The following is an 18,918-nucleotide window of genomic DNA, read 5'->3' on the forward strand; positions in this document are numbered from 1 at the left end:
CATTCCGTGAATTGCCGTCCGTCGAATTCCCGGCCGGTTCGCCGAGGCGGCGGGTTACGAGGTGATGGCGTCACGGTCGTCGCCTCGACGGCCGGGAGCGCTGTGATCCTTGTCCGGGCGTGTCCGGGACGTCCCCTGGATACCCCGGTGTAACCACTAGGCTGCGGAGCGTGCAACGACGACTGGTGCGCCTCGCGGTCGCCCTGGTGATCCTGCTCGCGCTCGTTCTGGTCGCGGGCAGCGCCGCCGTGATCGTCGCCGTACGGCGGTCCCTCCCCGCGTACGACGGTGAGACGCGGCTGCCCTGGCTGTCCGCCGCCGTGGAGGTCCGGCGCGACGCGCAGGGTGTTCCGCAGATCTACGGCGACACCCCCGAGGACCTGTTCCGGGCCCAGGGGTACGTCCAGGCGCAGGACCGCTTCTACGAGATGGACTTCCGGCGGCACCTCACCGCCGGGCGGCTGGCGGAGTGGTTCGGCCCGCGGCTGGTGCCCACCGACCGGTTCGTACGCACCCTGGGCTGGCGCCGGGTGGCGGCGCAGGAGTACCCCCAGCTGTCGGCGCCCGTACGCGGCTACCTGCTGGCGTTCACCGATGGCGTCAACGCCTACCTCGACACCCACAGCGGTTCGCGGCTGTCGGTGGAGTACACCCTCGGCCTGCTCGGCCCCGAGCGGCGCCCCGAGCCCTGGTCGCCGGTCGACTCACTGGCGTGGCTGAAGGCGATGGCGTGGGACCTGCGGGGCAACCTCGACGACGAGATCGCCCGGGCGCTGGACTCGACCCGGATCGCACCGAACCGGGTCGACCAGCTCTACCCGGCGTACCCCTTCGACCGGCATCCGCCGATCGTCACCCAGGTGACGACGTCGGTCGGCGCCGGGTCCGCCCGGATGCCCGGTCGCGCGGCCTTCGTCGGCACCGGGTCCGGCACCTCGGCTGCCGGCACGAGGACGGCGGACCTGCCCGCCGTCCTGCCCGCCGACACCGCTCGAGCGCTGCGAGAGGCTCACGCGTTCCTCGCCGCGGCGCCCTCCCCGCTCGGTGTCGGCGACGGGTCGAACGCCGGCATCGGCTCCAACTCCTGGGTGGTCGCCGGGTCCCACACCACCACCGGCAAGCCGATGCTCGCCAACGACCCGCACCTGGCCGCGCAGATGCCGTCGCTGTGGTACCAGATCGGCCTGCACTGCCGGGTGGTCGGCCAGGCCTGCCCGTTCGACGTCACGGGCTTCGGCTTCTCCGCGATGCCGGGCGTCATGATCGGGCACAACGACCGGATCGCGTGGGGGCTCACCAACCTGGGCGCTGACGTCACCGACCTTTACGTCGAGCGGATCGACGGCGACAGTTCTCTGTACGACGGAGCCCGCGAGCCGCTGACCACCCGGCGGGAGACGATCAAGGTCAGGGGCCGGCACCCGGTGGAGCTGATCGTCCGGTCCACCCGGCACGGCCCGCTGCTGTCCGACGTGGACGGGCCGGTCGGCCGCGCGATCGGGGGGTCCCGGGTCGGCCGCTGGTCCAGCGCGGGCGGCTGGCAGACCGCGGTCGCGCTCCGTTGGACCGCGCTGGAGCCGGGCAAGGCCGCGGAGGCGTTGTTCGGTATCGACGCCGCCCGCGACTGGCAGTCGTTCCGCGCCGCGGCGGCGTTGCTCGACTCGCCGGCGCAGAACCTCGTCTACGCCGACGTCGACGGCCACATCGGCTACCAGGCGCCGGGCCGGATCCCGATCCGCAGGGGAAGCGACGGACGCTGGCCGGTGCCGGGGTGGAGCAGCGACTACGACTGGACCGGCTGGGTGCCCTTCGACCGGCTGCCGACGGAGTTCGACCCGCCGCGGGGCTACATCGTCGCCGCCAACCAGGCGGTGGCACCGGCGTCGTACCCCATCCAGCTCGCCGACCACTGGTCCTACGGCTACCGCAGCGAGCGGATCAGCGACCTGATCACCGAACTGCTCCGCCGCAAGGGCCGGCTCGGCGTGGCCGACATGCAGGCAATCCAGACCGACACCCGCAACGAGGCAGCCGCCATGCTGGTGCCGTACCTCCTGCGGGTCCGGGTGGACAACTTCACCGCGCAGGCGCAGCGGCTGCTCCGCGGCTGGAACTACAGCCAGGGCGCCGACTCCGCGCCGGCGGCGTACTTCAACGCGGTCTGGGCGAGGTTGCTCGGCCACACCTTCCACGACGAGCTGCCGAGGAACGCCTGGCCGTCCGGCGGTGACCGGTGGTGGGAGGTCGTGCGCGGTCTGCTGAGCCGGCCGAACAGCCCGTGGTGGGACGACGTACGCACCAAGGGAGTACGCGAGGACCGCGACGTCATCCTGCGCCGGGCGCTGGAGGGTGCGCGCCGGGACCTCACCCGCCGGCTCGCCAAGGACCCGGCCGAGTGGCGGTGGGGGCGGCTGCACCGGCTGGAGCTCGTGGACCAGTCGTTCGGGCGAAGCGGGGTGGCGCCGCTGGAGCGGCTGTTCAACCGTGGCCCGTACGAAGTTCCCGGCGGAACGGACGCGGTGCTGGCGACGGCGTGGAACGCCCCGACCGGCTTCGACGTGCGGGCTGTCCCGTCGATGCGGATGGTGGTCGACCTCGCCGACTTCGACCACTCCCGGTGGGTCAACCTCACCGGGAGCTCCGGGCATCCGGGGTCGGAGCACTACAACGACCAGTTCCGCACCTGGGCCGCCGGCGGCACGTTCGCCTGGCCGTACGCCAAACCCGCGGTGGAGCAGGTCGCCGAGCACATGCAGGCGCTGGTTCCGTAGCGGTTGGAGCCCTACGCCCTGAGCGTGTCCTCGTGCCTGGCGAGCGGAAAGCGCACCAGCCCGGAGGGCAGCGCGGCCGCCTGCACCCGCTGGTCGTGCCGCTGGGCGGGCACGTCGTCGTCCACGAGTTCGCCCTCGTGCAGGACCGCGCAGCGGAACGCGTCCCGCGCGGCCCGGACGAGGACCCGGTCGTAGCTGCCGCCGCCGCGGCCGAGCCGCATGCCGGACCGGTCGACGGCGAGACCGGGCACGAGGACGGCGTCGGCGGTGCCGACCGCGGTGGGTCCCAGCCGCGGGCCGGCCGGTTCGAGCAGGCCGCGGGCGGCCCGGACCAGCCCCTCGGGTCCGGTGTAGACCACCCAGTCGAGGTCGAAGTCGGGCTCGAGGACCGGCAGCAGGACCCGGATGCCGCGCTGGCGAAGTGCGTCCAACAACGGACCCGTGCCGGGCTCGGTGCCCACTCCGACGTACGCCGCGACCACCGCAGCCCGGCTCACCTCGGACACGCTGAGCAGTACGTCACGAAGCGCAACTGCCGACGCCTGGAGGTCGGGCGGGCGCAGCCGAGCGCGCCGGGCCAGCACGCGCCGGCGCATCTTCTCCTTGGCAAGCTGCCTGTCAGGCGGCGGGAAGCTCTCGGCCTGCATGGTTCGTTATCTTCTCTCAACATTCAGGTGACCGCATCTCTTCGGGGAAATGACCAACCACTTAAACCGACCGTGCGCAAATTTCCCGACAGGGTCTACAGATCGTGACCAGTTGGTGTAGGCGATGCTGTACGCGCAGTGATCAGTGGTCAGGCTCGGCGGTGCTCCGGAGCGAATACCCCCACACCCACTAGGGTTCGGCGCATGGGTCACTCCGGTTCCTCCTCCACAGTCCGTAAGGCCGTCATCCCCGCCGCCGGGCTGGGCACCCGCTTCCTGCCGGCGACGAAGGCGACCCCCAAGGAGATGCTCCCGGTCGTCGACAAGCCCGCGATCCAGTACGTCGTGGAGGAGGCCGTCGCCGCCGGACTCGAGGACGTCCTGATGATCACCGGCCGTGGCAAGCGCGCCCTGGAGGACCACTTCGACCGGGCGTGGGAGCTGGAGGAGACGCTGCGGGAGAAGGGCGACGACGAACGCCTGGCCGAGGTGCAGCTGTCCAGCCGGCTGGCCGACGTGCACTACGTCCGCCAGGGTGCGCCGAAGGGACTGGGGCACGCGGTCCTGTGCGCCGCGCCGCACGTGGGCCACTCGCCGTTCGCCGTCCTGCTGGGTGACGACCTGATCGACGAGCGCGACCCGCTGCTGCCCACGATGATCGACGTCCAGCGCGAGAAGGGCGGCAGCGTCTTGGCACTGATCGAGGTCGAGCCCTCCCAGGCACACCTGTACGGCTGCGCCGCGGTCGAGGCGACCGACCGCGAGGACGTCGTACGCATCACCGACCTGGTGGAGAAGCCGGACCCGTCTGAGGCGCCGAGCAACCTCGCCATCATCGGCCGCTACGTGCTGGCACCCGAGGTGTTCGACGTACTCCGCGACACCAAACCCGGGCGCGGCGGAGAGATCCAGCTCACCGACGCCCTGCGCACCCTGGCCGGGCGCAAGGCGGAGGAAGGCGGCCCGGTGCACGGCGTCCTCTTCCGCGGCCGCCGCTACGACACCGGCGACCGCGCCGACTACCTCCGTGCGACGGTGCGGCTGGCGGCCGAGCGGGACGACCTCGGGCCGGAGTTCCTGTCCTGGCTGCGGGAGTTCGTGGCGGAGAAGGACGGGCACAACGGCCGGAGCGGGCAGGGCAAGTAGCAGGACGGGCAGGGTCGTAGAGCAGGCCCGGTCCGGGACGCAGACGCGCGGTACGTGCGGTGAGATCGGAGGACCCGCGGTGAGAACCGTCGACGAGCACCTCGCCCAGGCGCTGGCCGCCGTCGCGCAGCTGCCGCCGTTCCAGCAGCACCTGCTGGACGCGCACGGATGCGCGTTGTGTGAGGACGTCGAGGCCGGCCTCGATCTTCCGTCGTTCGACAACTCCTCGATGGACGGGTACGCCATCCGCCGCGAGGACGTCGCGACCGCGAGCGAGGGCTCGCCGGTGGTGCTGCCCGTCAGCGGCGACCTCCCCGCGGGTGGGGTGGAGGCACTCGCGCTCGCTCCCGGGATGGCGCTGCGGATCATGACCGGCGCCCCGGTCCCGCACGGCGCTGACGCGGTCGTCCCCGTGGAGTGGACCGACGGCGGCGTGGCCAAGGTCTCGATCACCCGTGCTCCCGGCGACCGCGACTACATCCGGCGGCGCGGCGAGGACGTGCGCACAGGTCAGCTGCTGGTCCGCGCCGGCACCCGGCTGGACGCCCGCCAGATCGGGCTGCTCGCCTCGGTCGGCCGCGACGTCGTGTGGGTACGCCCGCGCCCCCGCGTGGTCGTCCTCTCCACCGGATCGGAGCTGCGCGAGCCCGGGCAGCCGCTCGGCGTCGGCGCCATCTACGACTCCAACAGCTTCACCCTGGCCGCCGCCGCGCGGGAGGCCGGCGCGATCGCCTACCGCGTGGTCGGCGTGCCCGACGACGAGCGGGAGTTCATGCGGGTGCTGGAGGACCAGCTGATCCGGGCCGACCTCGTGGTCACCAGCGGCGGTGTCAGCGTCGGTGCCTACGACGTGGTCAAGACCGTGCTGAGCCGGCTCGGCACGGTGGAGTTCACCACTGTCGCGATGCAGCCGGGGAAGCCGCAGGGCTTCGGGGTGGTCGGTGAGGAGTCCACGCCGATCTTCACCCTGCCCGGCAACCCGGTCAGCGCGTACGTCTCGTTCCAGGTGTTCGTGCGCCCGGTGCTGCGCAAGATGCTGGGGCTCACCCCGCACGTCGCGCCGACGGTCACCGCCACCGCGACCGGCGGGTGGACCTCGCCGGAGGGGAAGCGGCAGTACACCCGGGTGCACTACTCCGTCGACGAGGACGGCCGCGCCCACGTCGCCCCGGTCGGCGGGCCCGGCTCGCACCTGGTGGCCGGGCTGGCGGGGGCCAACGCGCTCGCGATCGTGCCCGAGGACGTCACCCAGGTCGAGGAGGGCACGACCCTGGACGTCATGCTGCTCGACGGCGAGGATGCGGGCGGCCCGTCGTCGCACCACTGACCAGGAAGAGGAATGCGGCGGATGTCGGAACCAGCACGGAAACCAGCCCGGCCCCGTGGTCTCACCCACGTGGACGAGTCCGGGGAAGCCCGGATGGTCGACGTGTCCGGCAAGGAGGTGTCCGCCCGGACCGCGCGGGCGACCGGGCGGGTGCTCGTCAGCCCAGAGGTCGTCGCGTTGCTGCGCGGTGACGGGGTGCCCAAGGGCGACGCCCTCGGTGTCTCCCGGGTCGCCGGGATCATGGGCGCGAAGCGGACTCCGGACCTCGTTCCGCTGTGCCACCCCATCGCGCTGACCGGTGTCAAGGTCGACCTGACAGTGGCCGACGACGCGGTGGAGATCACCGCGACCGTACGCACCGCCGACCGGACCGGCGTCGAGATGGAGGCGCTCACCGCGGTCTCGGTGGCCGCCCTGTCCGTGGTCGACATGGTGAAGGCCGTCGACCCGGCCGCGGTGATCACCGACGTCCGGGTCGAGGATAAGGCCGGCGGAGTCTCCGGCGACTGGCGGCGACCGTCGTGAGAGCGCTGGTGGTGACGGTGTCCAACCGCGCGGCCGCGGGCGTCTACGCCGACCGCGCCGGGCCGGTGCTCGTCGAGGGGCTGGCGGGCCTGGGATTCGAGGTGGACGGACCGCGGGTGGTGCCCGACGGCGCGCCGGTCGGCGAGGCACTGCGGGAGGCCGTCGCCGCGGCGTACGACGTGGTGCTCACCACCGGCGGCACCGGCCTGAGCCCCACCGACCGGACGCCGGAGGTCACCCGGCCGCTGCTCGATCGGGAGGTTCCGGGTTTGGCGGAGGCGATCCGGGCGTATGGTCTCGGGCACGGCGTACCGGCGGCGAGCCTGTCCCGCGGTCTTGCCGGGCTCGCGGGACGGACCCTCGTGGTCAACCTGCCGGGCTCGACCGGGGGCGCGCGGGACGGCCTGGCCGTGCTCGCACCAGTGCTCGTCCATGCCGTCGACCAGGTCGGCGGCGGCGACCACGTACCCACAGATCACGTACCCACAGATCACGCGCCCGGCGATCACGCGGGAGGTGCACGCTGACCAGGACCTGGCCGGTACGGCTTTCCGAGGGGCCCGTCGGGCTACGCCCGCTGCGGACCCGCGACGCACGCGCCTGGCGGGACGTCCGCGCGCGCAACCTCGCCTGGCTGCAGCCGTGGGAGGCGACGCCACCGGCGGGTGTCGAGCCGCGTCCGCGCACGTTCCGGTCGATGGTGCGGATGCTGCGGGCGCAGGCCCGCGCCGGCATCTGCCTGCCGTTCGTGGTGACCTACACCGAGCCGCCGGCGCCGGGGAGTTCGCATGGGCGGGGGATGCAGGTCGAACGCCTCGTCGGCCAGTTGACCGTCAGCGGTATCACGCTCGGCTCGGCCCGCTGGGCGCAGATCGGCTACTGGATCGACCAGTCCTACGCCGGGCGCGGCATCATGCCGACCGCGGTGGCGCTGGCCGCCGACCACTGCTTCTTCGTACTCGGCCTGCACCGGATCGAGATCAACATCCGTCCGGAGAACGCCGCCAGCCTTCGGGTGGTGGACAAACTCGGCTTCCGCAAGGAGGGCTTGCGCCCGCGCTACCTCCACATCGACGGCGACTGGCGCGACCATCTGGCCTTCGCGCTGAACGCCGAGGAGGTGCCCGAGGGCCTGCTGAACCGCTGGCGTCGTTCGCAGCGAAGCACCCCGCCGGAGCAGCGGGGGAGTTCCGAACAACACGGCAGCAACGCGCCACCCGGCTGAGTCCGGAGCGCGTATGGGACGACTCTGGGACAAGTCTCGGGCGAGTCCGGCGACACACCGTGTTACTTGCGCCTGATTCCAGGATTTCTTGCGTACGTTCGTACGCGTGGGTACAGGCCTGATCTATGCGGCGATCGTGGCTGCGTGGGCCGTCTACCTCGTCCCCCTCTGGTTACGCCGGCACGACGAGGCGACCGCCGCGCGGCCAGTCGACGACGTCCCTTCCGAGGACGTCCCGTCGACTTCGCGCGTTCTGGCTCGCCGAGCAAGTGCCCGTCCGGCCGAGTCTGGTGGGCAGGTCACGGTGCCACCGCAGCGCACCGCCTCGACCTCTCCGGAGTTCTCGTCGGCCTACGCGCATGCGCGCCGGCCGGGAAGTGCCCCGGGGGTTTCCCAGGCGGCTCGCCGCAGACGCACGCTCTTCCTGCTCACCGTCCTGACCACGCTGGCCGCCGGCCTGTCGATGGCCGGTGTCGTCGGCTGGGGGAGTGTCCTGGTGCCGGTCGGGCTGACCGCCGGGTTCCTGGTGGTGTCGGCCGCCGCCGCTCGACGGGAGCGGACGCGCCGCTCGGCGGACGAGCCGGTGGCCCGTCGCGTGACCGACGACCGGCGGGGTCTCAACGACAGGCGGGGCGCCGACGACCGTCGCGAGGTGCCGTCACCGCGGACAGTTTCCCGGCACGCGAGGCCCGCCCGTGTCGATCGGGAGCCCGAGCGGCTGGCCGGGCCTGACGTCGACCAGGACCGGCGCCGCTACGCCGCCGTCGAGGCGTTCCCGGTCACCGCTGCCGCCCACGAACCGTCCGTACCGTCCGTACCGTCCGTACCGTCCGTACCGTCCGTACCGTCTGCACCCTCCACTCCCTCCGCTCCGCCTGCCACCGCCGCCGAGGCGCCGGCGCCGTCCGGTGAGCTGTGGGACCCGGTGCGGGTGCCGTTGCCGACGTACGTCACCAAGGCCAAGGCGCCGCGTACCGTCCGTACGGTCGATCTCGCCCAGTCGGGCGTCTGGGCCGCCGGCGGACCGTCGGCCGACGGCCTGCTGCCCCGGCCGGAGAACGCGCCCAAGATGCTGCTCGACGAGTCCGGCGCCGATGATCGTTCCGACGCGGACCGGCGGTCCGGCAACGGCGAGCAGAACAGCGGCGACGGTGGCTGGCGGGCAGTGGGCGACTGAGCCGGATTCCGGTCGATCTGTCCCCGCCGGGGCAGTGGATGCGGTGGCGTTCTGGGTGAGTGCGCGTGCTATCGTCTTGGTCGTTCGCCGCCCGCGACGCACACCGCGGGGGACGTGACACGGGATGGGGCTGTAGCGCAGTCCGGTAGCGCACCTCGTTCGCATCGAGGGGGTCAGGGGTTCAAATCCCCTCAGCTCCACCACAGGTCGAAGGCCCTGTCGGGATCACCCGGCAGGGCCTTCGCGCGTTCGTACAGCAGCAAAGTACAACTGCTGGCACTCCAAGCCGCCGTGATCGGTCCACCTTGCGGTGGCGCCGACCTTCCGCGAGGGTGCAGACATGGATAGGCACCGGGAGGAGCCGATCTCCGGCGCGGGTCTGGAGAATCGAGACCTTGTTCGCGTTGGCGACACAGTTCGGCGTCCGGCTGGTTCCTGGACCCGATCTGTCCAGCACCTCCTGCACGACCTCCGAGCCAGGGGGTTCGATCTCGCGCCTGAGCCACGCGGTGTCGACCCACAAGGTCGGGAGGTGCTGAGCTACATCCAAGGACGTGACCAAGGCTTCCCGTTCATTCCCGAGATCCTGAGCGACGAAGGCGCTGAAAAGCTGGGTCGGCTCGCGCGCCGCCTACGAACGCTCTTGGCTGCTTACCGGTGTCCGTCGGATGCGCAATGGCAGTTTGCGGAGGGCGCTCCCAAACCGGGCGAGGCGTTGCAGCATGGTGACCTGGGCCCTTGGAACCTCTTGTGGGGCGCCCGGCATCAGGTCGTGGGCGTACTGGATTGGGACTTCGCAGGGCCGGGCGATCCTTGGTATGACACCGGCCACCTGGCCTGGTTCACCGTGCCGCTGATGGATGACGACCGAGCCGGCGAACGAGGCTTCCCGAGTCCGCCTGATCGAGGCGCACGTCTCGAGGCCTTCGCGACCGGAGCCGGCATTTCCACTGGCGAGCTGGTCCAGGTGGTGCTTCGAGTGCAGGCGGAGTACGAACGACGGGTGTCGACGCGTAGCGGTCCTTGGGAGACCTTCCGGCACATGGGTTTGAACGAGAACGCACGGAGCGACCGACTGTGGACGGGCCACCACTTTGCCTGAACGCTAGTCCCCGGTCACACCGTCGATGGCTTCGCGAATCAGATCGGCATGGCCGTTGTGGCGTGCGTACTCCTCGATCATGTGCAGGTAGATCCACCGCAGGTCACGGTCGGGGCCGCCCCATCGGAAGGGCACGACGTCATCGAGCCCCTTGCCGGCCACCGCCTCGCGCGCCGCGACGATCTCGCGCCGGTAGAGGTCAAGGTCGGCCTCGGCTTCGGCTGCCTCGACGTTGTTGAAGTCGGCGCCGCTGTCGGCCTCGGTCCAGTACAGGTCGGGCACGTCCTGGCCGGCAGCGCACTGGCGGAACCATCCGCGCTCGGCGTCGGCCAGGTGCCTCACCAGACCGAGCAGCGAGAGGTTGGACGACGGAACCCCACGCAGCTTCAGTCGCTCGGGCGTCATCCCGGCGCACTTCATCAGCAAGGTGTCGCGGTGGTAGTCGAGCCACTGCTCTAGTGCCCTGCGCTCGGCGGCAACGTGATCCGGGCCGGCGCGCTCGACCGGAGGAGCTGTCCATTCGGCGGTCACGATGACCCACGCTACTCGCGTGATGATCGCCCTCCAGCCGAGCAGCCCCTACCTCTCGCCCGAACTCAGTCGAGGCAGAACTCGTTGCCCTCGACGTCCTGCATCACGATGCACGACTCGTTGTGGTCATCGGCGGGCAGCAGCCGCTCGCGCACCGCCCCGAGCGCGACCAGTCGGGTGCATTCGGACTCCAGCGCTGCCAGGCGCTCCTCACCGACGAGCCCGGTGCCGACCCGTACGTCAAGGTGCAGCCTGTTCTTGACGACCTTGCCCTCGGGGACGCGCTGGAAGTACAGTCGCGGGCCCACGCCTGAGGGATCGATGCAGGCGAACGCCGAACCCTGGTGCTCGGCCGGCAGCGAGCGATCGAAATCGTCCCAGGTAGCGAATCCCTCCGGTGGCTGCGGTACGACATACCCCAGCACCTCGCACCAGAAGCGAGCGACACGCTCAGGTTCTGCGCAGTCGAAGGTGACCTGGACCTGCTTGACCGACGTCATCGGCTCACCATAGAGGCACCGTGGGCGAGCCAGGCGACTGCATCGTCCTTCACCGGTTGGTGATCTCGTGCCGCGGCAGCAGGAACGCCGTACCGCACACCAACACCGCCGAGACGACCAGGGTCACGCGCGAGCCGAGCTGGGCGGCCGTCAGCCCACCCACGAGAATGAACAGCGGCTGGGCGACCGTGGTGGCGAAGACCCAGAGCGTGGACACGCGTGACATCAGGTGGTCCGGTGTGGCGAGCTGGCGGTAGCCGGCCATGGTGGAGTTCGCCATCGCGGCGAAGAACAGCAGGCCCGCGAAGCCGACGGCGCACTGGACCAGACCGATCAGGCCGGGTGCGGCGAGCGGGATGAGGAAGTTCCACGGTCCTCGAAGCACGCTGGCCCACCACAGGACCGGCACCGACCCGAACCGGGCGACCATTCTGCGGGTGAGCCGCGCACCGGCGACTCCGCCCAGGGACGGCAGTCCCATCAGCAGGCCGTACTGGAAAGCCGTGAAGTGCAGCTCGCGCAGGTAGAAGATCGTGGTGACAGGTCCCGACATCGCTATCGCGCCCGCGAAACAGACCCAGCTGATCAGCATGTTGCGCAGGGCCGGGTGTCCCCACACGAAGTGAAGTCCTCCCGCGAGTTCGCTGCGCCGGGACCGCTCGCTGTCGCGGACGGGTGGCGCAGGCTCGGGTTGACGGATCAGGCGGATGGCCAGCGCGCTGGCGAGGAAGGACACGGCGTCGATCAGAAGAGTGCCGAGCGCGGTGAGCAGGCCGACGAGCGCGCCTCCGAGCGAGGGACCGACCGACATGCGCAGCCAGTTGGTGGACTCCAGTCGTCCGTTCGCGTCGACGAGGCGCTCCGTTGACACCAGGGCCTTCAGGTGTGCCTGGGCCGCGCCACCGAAGGCGATGCCGCTGGTCGCGTTGACCACCGCGACCACACACAGCTGAGCGAACGTCAGGGCGTGCGACAGTCCGGCCAGCGGGACGCTGGCCAGGCTTACGAAACGGGCGACGTCGGCTGTGATCATCACCGGCCGCTTGCGCCGGAACTCCACGAAGTTGCCCATCGGAAACGCGAGCAGGGCCGTGGTGATCGCGGTGAACCCCGCGAGCAGCGAGATCTGGAAGGTCGACGCGTGCACGTCCGTCACGGCGACGATCGGCAGGGCCACTCCGCCGACGGCCGAGCCGAGCTGGCTGACCGCCAGGCCTGCCCACAGCCGCTGGAAGTCGCGATGTCCCCGCACACTGACCTGCTGCACCGACACCCGAAGCCCCCTGAGAACGCGGCCAGCCGACGTTACAGCGGTGCCGTCCCGGGTTTCTCCGTACGACCGGGATCGGCCGGGCACTCGCGTGGGTGTTCGAGGAGCCCCGTTCACCCGACGACGCTGGTCCAGCGGGGTCCCGCCGGCCGCGTTCAGCCGAGCAGGGCCGCCCGGTTGGCCAGCACGTACTCGGCCGCGATCCGGTAGCCCCGCGCGTGATCCTCCTCGCGGTGTACCTCGAAGCTCGAGTCCCCGGCGCGTACCCGCCCTTCGATGTAGGCCCCGATCGAGAGCAGCCGCAGCGCCGCGAGGTCGACGATCTCCGCCGGCGTCACCCCGCCGCCGTAGGCCTCCGCGAACATCCTCAGCCTGGCGGCGCGGTCCGGCTCGGTGTCCCAGCCGAACGCCTTCAGGCCCGCGGGAGGGTGGAAGGGTACGAACTGGTGCGCCGCGTAGGCCAGATCCCATACCCGGTTGGAAGGCCCGATGCGGTCCCAGTCGAGGATGCCGACGACCCGGCTGCCGTCGAAGACGATGTTCCACGGCGCCAGGTCGTGGTGGCCGATGCAGTCGATCCGGGTGGGCATGGCGACGTCCTGGTGGTGCCAGGTGGCCGGGTCCACCGGCTCGAAGCCCTGGGTCGCGTCGTGCATGGCGCGAATCGCGTGGGCGACCTCCATCAGCGCCTCGTCCGACCGTTGTGCGGCCGGCAGCGGGGGATAGCCGGTCTCACCCTCGACGAAGCTGAGTACCTCCCGGCTTCCGTCGGCGCTGACACCGAGAAACCGCGGCGCGAGTTCGAATCCCACGTTCTCGAAATGCCGCAACAGCGCGTGCACGTTGGGGTTTGCGTGCCGAAAGTCGCGTTCCACCGAGTCTCCCCGGCGCACCGGCTTCGCGAAGCGGCCACCAGACATTGCCTCAGCCATCCAGCGAGCGTACCCAGGCGTGCCGCTCGGGCCGCGGCACCGGTTCCCGACGCCAACCAGGACAGCGCCCTGAGACCTGTGCGGAGTGATCACGAACATGTGGCTATGCTCCCCGGCCATGAGCGAAGCTTCCCCGCAGCCGTCCCCGTCGGCGCCCCAGACCGAGGCCGAGTCGCTGCTGTCGGTACTCGAACGCAACCGGCGGACCTTCGCCTGGAAGACGTACGGCCTGGACGAGAAGGGGCTGCGCGCGACGACGGCCGCCAGCACGATGACGCTCGGCGGCCTGGTCAAGCACGTGGCGTTGGTCGAGGCGGACTGGCTCGCCGTGAAGCTCGCCGGCCAGGAGTACGGAGACCCCTGGGACGCGGTGGACTTCGACTCCGACCCCGACTGGGAATGGCGTACCGGGGCACTCGACTCCGCCGAAGACGTCTACGCACTGTGGCGTCGCGGTGTCGAACGGTCGCGCACGCTAGTCGCCGAGGTCATCGCGGAGCGCGGGCTCGACGGACCGTCCTCCTTCACCTGGCCGGACGGCCGTACGCCCACCGTCCGCGCCATGCTCCTGGACATGATCGAGGAGTACGCCCGGCACACCGGTCACGCGGACGTCCTGCGCGAGGCCGTGGACGGCCGGGTCGGCGAGGGCGCGCCGGAGGACTTCACCTTCTAGGGTCTACTTCGCCCTGCCCGGAGAGGTAGGCGCAGAACGAGCAGGCGTCCTCGACCGGAAGGATCAAAGCCACCGGTCCAGTCTGCCGGAGGCGTCACCGAGCCGGACCCGTCGCAGGACGACCAGCGCGGCCAGCGCCGACGCGAGTTCCCCCACTGCCAGGCTGATCCACACTCCCGACGAACCCGTGTGGCTGAGCGCGACCACGAGCGGGACCTTGATCGCCAGGATCGTACCGACCGAGATCAGGTACGACGGCCGCGGTCGCGCCAGCGACTGGAAGTACGCCGACACCAGCGGTGCGACCCCGGCGACGGCGAACCCGAGCGCGATGATGCGCAGGGCGTTCCGGGTCGTCGCCGCGACGTCGGGGTCGTCGACGAACGCCGCCACGAGCGGGCCGGCGAACACGACGACCGCGACGAGGACGAGTACGCCGTAGCCGACCGTGGCGCGCAGGGAGAGGGTCCGTGCGCGCAGCACCCTGTCGTACAACCCTCGCCCGGCGTTGTAGCCGACCACAGGTTGCAGGCCCTGGCTGATGCCGAGTTGCGGCATCATCGCGAACGTCTTAATCCGTGCACACACGGCGAACGCCGCCAGTGCGGTCGCGCCGCCGGTACGCGCGAGCGTCGTGTTGACGAGCACCGCCAGCATCGTGGCGCCGAAGCCGGCGAGGAACGACGGCGCGCCGACGCCGAGCAGAGCCCGGATCGTCGGGGGATGCGGGCGCAGGTCGGCCAGGCCGATCCGGTAGGGCCGGTGCCGCTGGACGAAGAAGAACCACAGGCTCATCACCGCGGACACCGCCTGGCCGCCGACGGTGCCGAGTGCCGCGCCGCGCACGCCGAGGTGGAACCCGAAGATCAGCAGCGGATCGAGCGTGATCTGCACCAGGATCGGAACCAGCCACAGCAGGGTCGAGAATCTCATCCGGCCCTCGGCCCTTACCAGGCTGGAGAATCCGGTGGAGATGATGGCTCCGGCGAGAATGACGATCGCGTAATCCGCCGCCAGTGTGCGCGTGTTCCCGACCGCGCCGAGCAACGTGAGCAGCGGGTCCAGCGCGACCAGCCCCACGACGGTCACCGCGACGGCGGTCGCCCAGAACACCACGAACGCATTGCCGGCAGCCCGTGCGGCCGAGCGCGGATCGTTCGCCCCGAGACTGCGGGACACCAGCGAGGCACCGCCGACGCCGACCGTCGTCGAGACGGCGCCGAGCACCAGCAGCACGGGAGTGACCAGGTTGACCGCGGCCATGGCGAGCGGCCCCACGCCGCGCGCGACGAACCACGCGTTGGTCAGCGCGTAGATCCCGTAGACGCCCACGGACAGGGTGGTCTGCGAGCACGCGTGCCACAGCAGCCGGCCGACCGGCGCGGTGCCCAGCGCCGAGGCGTGGTCGATCGCCGAACGCCTGCCCGGGGGTGCACTCACCGCGCACTCACCGAGCGTTCATCGGGCACGGCGGCCGAACCGCGTCATGAGGTCGGCCACCTGCTCCCGCGCCCAGTCGTACTGACCGCTGTCGGTGTGCCCTCGGTAGACGGTCTCGATCACCATGATGAGCGCCAGGTGCAGGCAGTACAGCTGCCGGCGTACCTGCTCGGTCTCGGTCAGTTCGCCTTGCCCGTAACCGCGCATGAACGCCGTGGCGTCACCGAACGCCGCGAGCTGGGTGGGCACGAAACCCGCCTCGATCAGCGGATCGCCGTAGAACGCGCGCTCGTGGTCGATGATGCTCACGATCTTCCCGTCGCGGACCATGACGTTGCCGTCCCACAGGTCCCACTCGACGTACCTCGGTTCGACCACCTCGTCCAGGGTGCCGGCGTGGGCCGCGAACACCTCGCGTACGACGTCGTAGTCCCAGCCGACGTCGACCTGGCGGCGTTCGCCGTCGCGGAGCACGTCCTCGAACATGCCGGTGAACACCACGCGCCAGCTCTGATCACCCGGCCCGGCGAGCGGCCCGAACGCCCTGCCACGGATCGAGTTGAGCTCGCGGTTGGCCGCACCGAGCGCCTCCTGGTACGCATCCAGACAGGTCGGTGTCAAGTTCTTCTTGACGATGCCGAGGTTGTCGGCGTCGATGTACGGCATGAAGAAGTAGTCGGCGTCGCAGAGGTCGTGACTGCTGTCGGCGAAGTCGACCGTCGGCACGGGCACGGTTGTCCGCTCCCGGACGAGGCGCAGCGCGGCCAGCTCGATGGCCATCGCACCGCGTTCGTACGTCATCACCTCGACCCCGGCCGGAGGCGCGATCTTGACGACGACGTTCGAGCCGTCGCGGAGGCGGATCTGGTACGCGACGTTGAACCAGCCGTGCCCCAGCTCGCTCACCCACTCGTCGTCGGCCGGCACCTGGTCCGGGCCGTAGGCGCGCGCGACCATCGCCTTGAGGGTCTGCGGTGACTGGCGGTTCTTGGTGATGCTCTCCATTGATCCCCCACTCGCTGACGTCGGAAGTACACGACGGGCGAGGGAAGTTTCCCAGTACTCGAAGGCACCGACAAGGCGCCGGTCACCGGGTGGAACACACCGCTCGGCCCGGCTCGTCCGCCCCATGGACATTGCCGCTGCCCGGACTCATCCTCGGTGCCATGGGCTACTTCCTGGGCACGTGGATCATCGGAGTGATACTCCTGCTCCTCCTCGCGCACTTCTCTGACGGCCGCTCGGACAGGAAGCGGCAGATGAAAGGGACCAAGGATCACGGCCCGACCCTGCCCTTCACCCACTCCGTGCCGTGGGACGGAGGTCGGGGTACCAGCCATGGCGGTAGCGGGTTCTACGGCGACGGCGGCGGAGGGGGCGGCGGAGACTGCGGCGGTGGTGGTGACGGCGGAGGGGGAGGCGGCGACGGTGGTGGATGTTGAAGTGCGCTACCCACGCCCGTATGTCGGAGGTGGGGGCTGGTTCGGGAGCGGCGCGGCGCCGGCGGCGGGGATGAGTTCCAGGAGCGGATGTTGAGTATTTCCGCCTATGGACCCGGCGACCGCCGGGATCCAAGCTCGTGGACATGACCTTCTTCTGGGGCGTCGCGGGGGTAGTGGTGGCCCTGGTGGGCCGCCACAGGTGACAGCGAGGCTCGGCGAGGGTGATCGAGATGTCCGAGGACGGCCTCCGAGTCGTGCGTACGCCGGTGCCGGCAGGCGCCGGGGGTGGTGACTCGTAGGGTCGGTGCATGCCGCCACCCGCCCGATCCGCGCGCCCCGCCCGCCGCCGGCCGGCCAGGCCCCAGCTGCCGAAGACCCTGACCCCCGCGGTACTCCCGGACGACGACCTGACCGACGAGGGTCACCTGCGCCGGCTCGCCTACACCGACCTCGACCTCGCCGAGCGCGACGTCACCTCCTGCGACGTCGAGGAGTGCGTCTTCGAGGGCGTCGAGCTCCGCGGTGGCGCATTCATGAAGTCGACGTTCGCCGACTGCCGGTTCGAACGCTGCGACCTCGCCAACGTCACCACGACGAGCTCCTCGCTGATCCGGTGTGAGCTTCGCGGTCTGCGCACCACCGGTCTGCACTGGACCGACGGGACCCTCCGGGACGTCGTCTTCGACCAGTGCCGGCTGGACCTGTCGGCGTTCCGGTTCAGCACGCTGACCGGGGTCCGTTTCGCCGGCTGCCGGCTCACCCAGGTCGACTTCACCAACGCCGACCTCCGCAACGCGCGGTTCGACGACTGTGACCTGTCCGGTGCGCAGTTCGCGCACGCAGACCTGACCGGGGCCCGGCTGCGCAACTGCGTCCTCGCCGGCCTGCGCAGCGTGGCCAACCTGCGCGGAGCCGTGATCGATCCCGACGACCTGGTGGCGTTGAGCTACGCACTTGCCGGGGCACTCGGGATCGTCATCGGGACCGGCGACGACGATCCGGACGACGGCTGAGCGAGCGGTCGCACGTCAGTCGCGGAACAGCAGCGGCGCGACGTTGTAGAGGCTCCGCCGCCAGGTCTGCCACTCGTGTGCCGTGTCCGGTGAGCGGTAGGTCCGGTGGTGGATGCCCTGCTTGCCGAGCACCGCCTCCATCGAGGTGAGCGCCTCGTCGAACCTCTGCTCGCCGGTGCCGGCGGACAGCCACAGCAGCCTGGTCCGCGCGTTGAACGCGTCCGCGTCGGCCAGCGCGCCACCGAACGCCGCCTCCGGGTCGATCGGGTCGAACACCGCGGCGCTGAGCGCCACGACGCTCGCGAAGGTGTCCGGGTTGGTCAGCCCCACGGACAGCGCCTGCCGGCCGCCCATGGAGAGCCCGGCCAGGGCACGCGAACGTCGGTCCGGGATGGTGCGGTAGGTGGCGTCGACCATGGGTACGACGTCGCGCACGAGCAGGTCGCCGAACGCGTTGAGCAGGCGTTCGGACAGTTCCGGTATGGACCCCGGGGTGGCCGGCACCTCGCCCGGCTTCAGCGTGTACCCGTTGTTCATCACCACGATCATCTGCTCGGCCTGCCCCCGGTCGAGGAGGTTGTCCAGGATGAAGTTGGCCCTGCCCTGGGTGGTCCAGCCGCGCTCGTCCTCCCCGGCGCCGTGCTGCAGGTAGAGAACGGGGTAGCGCCTGCCCGGGTCGTCGTCGTACCCCGGCGGTGTGTAGACCAGGCAGCGCCGCCAGCCGCCGGTGGTCGCCGCGCGGAACCACCGCGTCCGCACCTCGCCGTGCGGCACGTCCAGCAGATCGTGGAAGTCGGTGTCCGGGTCGGGCACCTCCAGGCCGCTGGTGGGCCGGCCGTAGCCGAAGAACGTCTCGGTGTTGGGGTCGTTGGTGGGTACGCCGTCGACCAGCAGCCAGTAGTAGTAGAAGCCGGGCGCGACCGGCGGCGTGGTCAGCGTCCACATCCCGTCCTCGCCGCGGGTGAACGGCAGCGTCGACCCGGCGGCCAGCCCGCTCTCGTGGCCGCCGGGTTGAAGCTCGACCGTACGCGCGGACGGCGCCGGCACGGCGAACGTCACCCGGCCGTCGGCGTGGATCCAGGGGTACTCCGCGGTGCGCACCGCCGACGGGGAACGCTGCCCGTCACGGGATCCCGACGTGGTGGGTGTGGATTCGAGGGTCATGGGTTCCACCTTCGCTGTCGGTACGGGTTC

The 18,918-nt window shown here is 70.8% G+C and carries 19 protein-coding genes and 1 tRNA gene; 12 read left to right on the forward strand and 8 right to left on the reverse strand.

The window, feature by feature from the left end; genetic code table 11:
• Positions 1-170 precede the first annotated feature (170 nt).
• On the forward strand, positions 171-2,771 hold the full coding sequence (locus F4554_RS06095; RefSeq protein ID WP_179786477.1) for a penicillin acylase family protein: 2,601 nt from the start codon (positions 171-173) through the stop codon (positions 2,769-2,771).
• An 11-nt stretch (positions 2,772-2,782) separates the two neighbouring features.
• Here F4554_RS06095 and F4554_RS06100 read toward each other — a convergent pair whose 3' ends face one another.
• Positions 2,783-3,418, reverse strand: a complete 636-nt coding sequence (locus tag F4554_RS06100; RefSeq protein WP_238341228.1) for a 5-formyltetrahydrofolate cyclo-ligase — start codon at positions 3,416-3,418, stop codon at positions 2,783-2,785.
• Positions 3,419-3,622: 204 nt separating this feature from the next.
• On the opposite strand from F4554_RS06100, the gene galU reads away from it, so the two are divergent.
• The 8 genes from galU to F4554_RS06140 all read left to right on the forward strand — a co-directional run bounded on the left by galU (position 3,623) and on the right by F4554_RS06140 (position 9,920).
• Positions 3,623-4,564: a UTP--glucose-1-phosphate uridylyltransferase GalU gene (gene galU, locus F4554_RS06105; RefSeq protein WP_179786478.1), complete on the forward strand. Its 942-nt coding sequence runs from the start codon at positions 3,623-3,625 to the stop codon at positions 4,562-4,564.
• Positions 4,565-4,643: 79 nt separating this feature from the next.
• Complete coding sequence (glp, locus tag F4554_RS06110) at positions 4,644-5,891, forward strand: molybdotransferase-like divisome protein Glp (RefSeq protein ID WP_179786479.1); 1,248 nt, start codon at positions 4,644-4,646, stop codon at positions 5,889-5,891.
• A 21-nt stretch (positions 5,892-5,912) separates the two neighbouring features.
• Positions 5,913-6,416 carry a cyclic pyranopterin monophosphate synthase MoaC gene (gene moaC, locus F4554_RS06115; protein ID WP_179786480.1) on the forward strand — a complete coding sequence of 168 codons (504 nt, stop codon included), beginning with the start codon at positions 5,913-5,915 and terminating at the stop codon, positions 6,414-6,416.
• A complete protein-coding gene (locus F4554_RS06120) occupies positions 6,413-6,943 on the forward strand; it encodes a molybdenum cofactor synthesis domain-containing protein (protein ID WP_179786481.1) in 531 nt (176 codons plus the stop codon). The genes moaC and F4554_RS06120 overlap by 4 nt, the downstream gene beginning before the upstream one ends.
• A 50-nt stretch (positions 6,944-6,993) precedes the next feature.
• On the forward strand, positions 6,994-7,641 hold the full coding sequence (locus tag F4554_RS06125; RefSeq protein WP_238341663.1) for a GNAT family N-acetyltransferase: 648 nt from the start codon (positions 6,994-6,996) through the stop codon (positions 7,639-7,641).
• Positions 7,642-7,747: 106 nt separating this feature from the next.
• The gene (gene sepX, locus F4554_RS06130) at positions 7,748-8,818 is read left to right on the forward strand and encodes a divisome protein SepX/GlpR (protein WP_179785437.1); all 1,071 of its coding nucleotides are present in this window, start codon (positions 7,748-7,750) and stop codon (positions 8,816-8,818) included.
• Between the two features lie 126 nt (positions 8,819-8,944).
• Positions 8,945-9,021, forward strand: a tRNA-Ala gene (locus F4554_RS06135).
• Between the two features lie 329 nt (positions 9,022-9,350).
• Positions 9,351-9,920 (forward strand): phosphotransferase, encoded by a 570-nt coding sequence (locus F4554_RS06140; RefSeq protein ID WP_179786482.1) that lies wholly within the window; start codon positions 9,351-9,353, stop codon positions 9,918-9,920.
• A gap of 3 nt (positions 9,921-9,923) precedes the next feature.
• Here the strand turns inward: F4554_RS06140 and F4554_RS06145 are convergent, their stop codons facing one another.
• The 4 genes from F4554_RS06145 to F4554_RS06160 all read right to left on the reverse strand — a co-directional run bounded on the left by F4554_RS06145 (position 9,924) and on the right by F4554_RS06160 (position 13,153).
• The gene (locus F4554_RS06145; RefSeq protein ID WP_179786483.1) at positions 9,924-10,451 is read right to left on the reverse strand and encodes a mycothiol transferase; all 528 of its coding nucleotides are present in this window, start codon (positions 10,449-10,451) and stop codon (positions 9,924-9,926) included.
• A gap of 65 nt (positions 10,452-10,516) precedes the next feature.
• On the reverse strand, positions 10,517-10,951 hold the full coding sequence (locus F4554_RS06150; protein WP_179786484.1) for a VOC family protein: 435 nt from the start codon (positions 10,949-10,951) through the stop codon (positions 10,517-10,519).
• 49 nt (positions 10,952-11,000) lie between these two features.
• The gene (locus tag F4554_RS06155; RefSeq protein ID WP_337795896.1) at positions 11,001-12,224 is read right to left on the reverse strand and encodes an MFS transporter; all 1,224 of its coding nucleotides are present in this window, start codon (positions 12,222-12,224) and stop codon (positions 11,001-11,003) included.
• Positions 12,225-12,376: 152 nt separating this feature from the next.
• Positions 12,377-13,153, reverse strand: coding sequence for a phosphotransferase (locus tag F4554_RS06160; RefSeq protein ID WP_179786485.1), 777 nt, complete (start codon positions 13,151-13,153; stop codon positions 12,377-12,379).
• Between the two features lie 118 nt (positions 13,154-13,271).
• Between F4554_RS06160 and F4554_RS06165 the strand changes: the two genes are divergently transcribed.
• Positions 13,272-13,829, forward strand: coding sequence for a DinB family protein (locus F4554_RS06165; protein ID WP_202889166.1), 558 nt, complete (start codon positions 13,272-13,274; stop codon positions 13,827-13,829).
• Between the two features lie 63 nt (positions 13,830-13,892).
• Here the strand turns inward: F4554_RS06165 and F4554_RS06170 are convergent, their stop codons facing one another.
• Positions 13,893-15,269: an MATE family efflux transporter gene (locus tag F4554_RS06170; RefSeq protein ID WP_179786487.1), complete on the reverse strand. Its 1,377-nt coding sequence runs from the start codon at positions 15,267-15,269 to the stop codon at positions 13,893-13,895.
• Between the two features lie 18 nt (positions 15,270-15,287).
• The gene (locus F4554_RS06175; protein WP_179786488.1) at positions 15,288-16,274 is read right to left on the reverse strand and encodes a phosphotransferase family protein; all 987 of its coding nucleotides are present in this window, start codon (positions 16,272-16,274) and stop codon (positions 15,288-15,290) included.
• A gap of 161 nt (positions 16,275-16,435) precedes the next feature.
• Between F4554_RS06175 and F4554_RS06180 the strand changes: the two genes are divergently transcribed.
• Both F4554_RS06180 and F4554_RS06185 read left to right on the forward strand, forming a co-directional pair.
• A complete protein-coding gene (locus F4554_RS06180; RefSeq protein WP_179786489.1) occupies positions 16,436-16,711 on the forward strand; it encodes a hypothetical protein in 276 nt (91 codons plus the stop codon).
• 308 nt (positions 16,712-17,019) lie between these two features.
• The gene (locus tag F4554_RS06185; protein WP_179786490.1) at positions 17,020-17,724 is read left to right on the forward strand and encodes a pentapeptide repeat-containing protein; all 705 of its coding nucleotides are present in this window, start codon (positions 17,020-17,022) and stop codon (positions 17,722-17,724) included.
• A 15-nt stretch (positions 17,725-17,739) separates the two neighbouring features.
• Here the strand turns inward: F4554_RS06185 and F4554_RS06190 are convergent, their stop codons facing one another.
• On the reverse strand, positions 17,740-18,888 hold the full coding sequence (locus F4554_RS06190) for an alpha/beta hydrolase (RefSeq protein WP_179786491.1): 1,149 nt from the start codon (positions 18,886-18,888) through the stop codon (positions 17,740-17,742).
• Positions 18,889-18,918 lie beyond the last annotated feature (30 nt).

Source organism: Actinopolymorpha rutila (assembly GCF_013407855.1).
In the GTDB taxonomy this organism is placed as follows: domain Bacteria; phylum Actinomycetota; class Actinomycetes; order Propionibacteriales; family Actinopolymorphaceae; genus Actinopolymorpha; species Actinopolymorpha rutila.

What these genes read in the sequence shown, in the direction of transcription:
- F4554_RS06100 (WP_238341228.1), bottom strand. Translation starts at nt 3,418, where the DNA reads ATGCAGGCCGAGAGCTTCCCGCCGCCTGACAGGCAGCTTGCCAAGGAG.
- galU (WP_179786478.1), top strand. Translation starts at nt 3,623, where the DNA reads ATGGGTCACTCCGGTTCCTCCTCCACAGTCCGTAAGGCCGTCATCCCC.
- moaC (WP_179786480.1), top strand. Translation starts at nt 5,913, where the DNA reads ATGTCGGAACCAGCACGGAAACCAGCCCGGCCCCGTGGTCTCACCCAC.
- F4554_RS06150 (WP_179786484.1), bottom strand. Translation starts at nt 10,951, where the DNA reads ATGACGTCGGTCAAGCAGGTCCAGGTCACCTTCGACTGCGCAGAACCT.
- F4554_RS06160 (WP_179786485.1), bottom strand. Translation starts at nt 13,153, where the DNA reads ATGGCTGAGGCAATGTCTGGTGGCCGCTTCGCGAAGCCGGTGCGCCGG.
- F4554_RS06165 (WP_202889166.1), top strand. Translation starts at nt 13,272, where the DNA reads ATGAGCGAAGCTTCCCCGCAGCCGTCCCCGTCGGCGCCCCAGACCGAG.
- F4554_RS06175 (WP_179786488.1), bottom strand. Translation starts at nt 16,274, where the DNA reads ATGGAGAGCATCACCAAGAACCGCCAGTCACCGCAGACCCTCAAGGCG.
- F4554_RS06180 (WP_179786489.1), top strand. Translation starts at nt 16,436, where the DNA reads ATGGGCTACTTCCTGGGCACGTGGATCATCGGAGTGATACTCCTGCTC.
- F4554_RS06185 (WP_179786490.1), top strand. Translation starts at nt 17,020, where the DNA reads ATGCCGCCACCCGCCCGATCCGCGCGCCCCGCCCGCCGCCGGCCGGCC.
- F4554_RS06190 (WP_179786491.1), bottom strand. Translation starts at nt 18,888, where the DNA reads ATGACCCTCGAATCCACACCCACCACGTCGGGATCCCGTGACGGGCAG.